Origin of the sequence: Flammeovirga agarivorans, assembly GCF_012641475.1 — a bacterium.
In the GTDB taxonomy this organism is placed as follows: domain Bacteria; phylum Bacteroidota; class Bacteroidia; order Cytophagales; family Flammeovirgaceae; genus Flammeovirga; species Flammeovirga agarivorans.
Genome location: NZ_JABAIL010000030.1, coordinates 1 through 2,478, shown reverse-complemented (window position 1 = coordinate 2,478; position 2,478 = coordinate 1). Strand labels below are relative to the sequence as shown.

Below are 2,478 nucleotides of genomic sequence, written 5' to 3'. Positions count from 1 at the left end.
GTTGCCAACAATAGCTAACCTCCATCCACCGGTCGACACGCCCGCTGGTCGTAGTTTAGCCGTTACGTTGTGCAACATTTCAGATATGAAAAATACATATATAATATTATTTTTACTTAGTTTATTGGCTTGTAAAAATACAAATGAGAAAACAAATTATTTTTCAAAGACAAATTCAATAGAAACAACTGAATCAAGAATTGAGAAAATAGATTCCTTGGCTAAGCTAAATACTATAAAAACAGTTGAAGTAGGAATTGAGAAAACAGATTCCATAACTAAGAAAAAACAAACAGAAACAGTTGAATCAAAGATTACAATTCTTAAAAACACAGAATATAACAATTTGTTAGAAAAAAAGTATGGTTTTAAAAGTTGGAATCCAAAGATCCAAGATTTGAATTTAGTTCAAGAAACTTTAGACAAAGCATATATAAGGAATTTAGATAAGTATTATAGACAATATATTCCATATTTTAATGAAAAAGGAGAAAGATTTATTGAGATAAATGCATTCTGTGAGATTTCAGAATTCCCCCATGAAACAGAAAATGGAATTACAGAATGGATTAAAATGGATTGGAAAAATGAATATGTTCAAGTTGATGATGGAGGAAATTGTTATTGGCAAATAATAATCAATGTTGACAAAAAAGAAATAAAAGATTTTTTTGTAAATGGTGAAGGGTAATAAAATTATTTCAAATAGTATTTAATTGACTATTTCATTTCTCTCAAAAGATATTTTTAGGGGTTCTGTATTCCATTTTTCAACTAATTATCAAACTTCAATAATTGAAATTATTCTTTATTTTTGTTGGTTAACATAATTAATCCAATATGTAGAGTCAATTATTGGTTTTAAATATATAATTACAATTCAAATAATATTAGTATTAATAATCAATGATTTAAAGTTGCACAACATCAGCTAACCTCCATCCATCGTGTGACGCACCCGATGGCCGTAGTTTAGCCATTACGTTGTGCATAATATCAATGAACAGAAAAAGACTAATTTTATTGACAATCGGACTGCTCACTATTCTGACAGTAATTTGGGCATATCCAAAAATTGACCAGTTCTTCAAAGTCGACAGTTGCTTGGACAAAGGTGGAAGATGGAATTATGAAACTAATGAATGTGAATTCGAATACGATAAGGATGATACAAAATCTCAAATAAATGAGAGCTTAAGCGGTCACGCCCCAATTGCTGACGAACGAAAGAGAAAGACAAAAAAAAACTCTGAATACAACACAGATTTAGAAAATATTGACCTACTAGAAAAGACATTGATCATAAATCCTACTGTGGATACCACAGAACTATTCAAAATTTGGACCTTAGATCCTGACGGACCGCATGCGGACTTTTGGTTAAAACCGACTGAATTTTATGTGGTAGACTATGATGGAGATGGATCAATGCCGTACTTATTGAATAAAGACAGCCTGACAATATTTTACAATGACTTTGTCCAAAAAGGAAAAATTGCTTCGGTAGGTAATGACACCTTAAAAATCTATTGGGATGAATCTGAGCGTCTGACCTTATATGTCGAATGGAAAAATTAAAAAAATACTATGCACAACAACAGCTATACATCAAGTCTCGGCCGACGCGTCCTCACTCGCTGTATAGCAAATTCGTTGTACAGCATTAGTAAGTAGACTACTCTAAACTAAAAATATCGACAAATGAAATATATCTCAATTTCTATTCTTTTCATTATTATTTGTTCATGTAACGAAAAAGTAAAAGAATCAAACACTACTGAAACAAAAGAAGTTGTAGTAAAAGAGAAAAAAACAAAGGTTTTTATTACCAAAGATCAAACTATTGAAATTACTTACGATACCCGGAAGGAAAATAATGTTGAAGAACCTGAAGAGACAATGAAAATTAAAGAAAATCAACATGCTAATCTTAAATCATTATCATATTCAGAGATTTCTAACTTAGATTCAATTACAGATACAAACTCTATTGCAATAAATGAAAAGTGCGCATTAAGTATAATTCCTTCTTCTAGGTGGATAAAAGTTGAACAAGAAAGAATGGGAGAAGATGGTTGGATGACAATAGTAGAAGATAATACAGATGCTCTTGACTATGGAAGACAATCATTAATAAAAAATGATATTAAATTTATTAAAGAACTATCTAGAGAAAAACGTTATGTTCGTTTTATGAATGAAGATAAAATAATTTCAATCATAGATTTACAAAAAATGGAAGATGCATGGGGAATAATTCTTTTCAATGGAAATGATACACCAGATTTATGGAATGGTTTTGAAATAGAAGAAGATATGAAATTTGTATACAAAAAATAACAGCTGTACAACAAAAGCTATACATCAAGTCTCGGCCGACGAGTCCTCGCTCGCTGCATAGCAAATTCGTTAGCCACTATATATACCATGAAGCATATTTTAGTATTAGTTTTATTAATTATTTCGTTCTCATGTGCA

At 30.5% G+C, this 2,478-nt stretch carries 3 protein-coding genes; all 3 read left to right on the top strand.

Annotation, left to right across the window (positions count from 1 at the left end; all coding sequences use genetic code 11):
* A partial coding sequence (locus HGP29_RS27945) for a hypothetical protein (protein ID WP_211093442.1) occupies positions 1-691 on the top strand: 691 nt, incomplete at its 5' end.
* Between the two features lie 308 nt (positions 692-999).
* Positions 1,000-1,578 carry a hypothetical protein gene (locus HGP29_RS27940; RefSeq protein WP_168885769.1) on the top strand — a complete coding sequence of 193 codons (579 nt, stop codon included), beginning with the start codon at positions 1,000-1,002 and terminating at the stop codon, positions 1,576-1,578.
* A gap of 123 nt (positions 1,579-1,701) precedes the next feature.
* Positions 1,702-2,340 carry a hypothetical protein gene (locus HGP29_RS27935; RefSeq protein ID WP_168885768.1) on the top strand — a complete coding sequence of 213 codons (639 nt, stop codon included), beginning with the start codon at positions 1,702-1,704 and terminating at the stop codon, positions 2,338-2,340.
* Positions 2,341-2,478 lie beyond the last annotated feature (138 nt).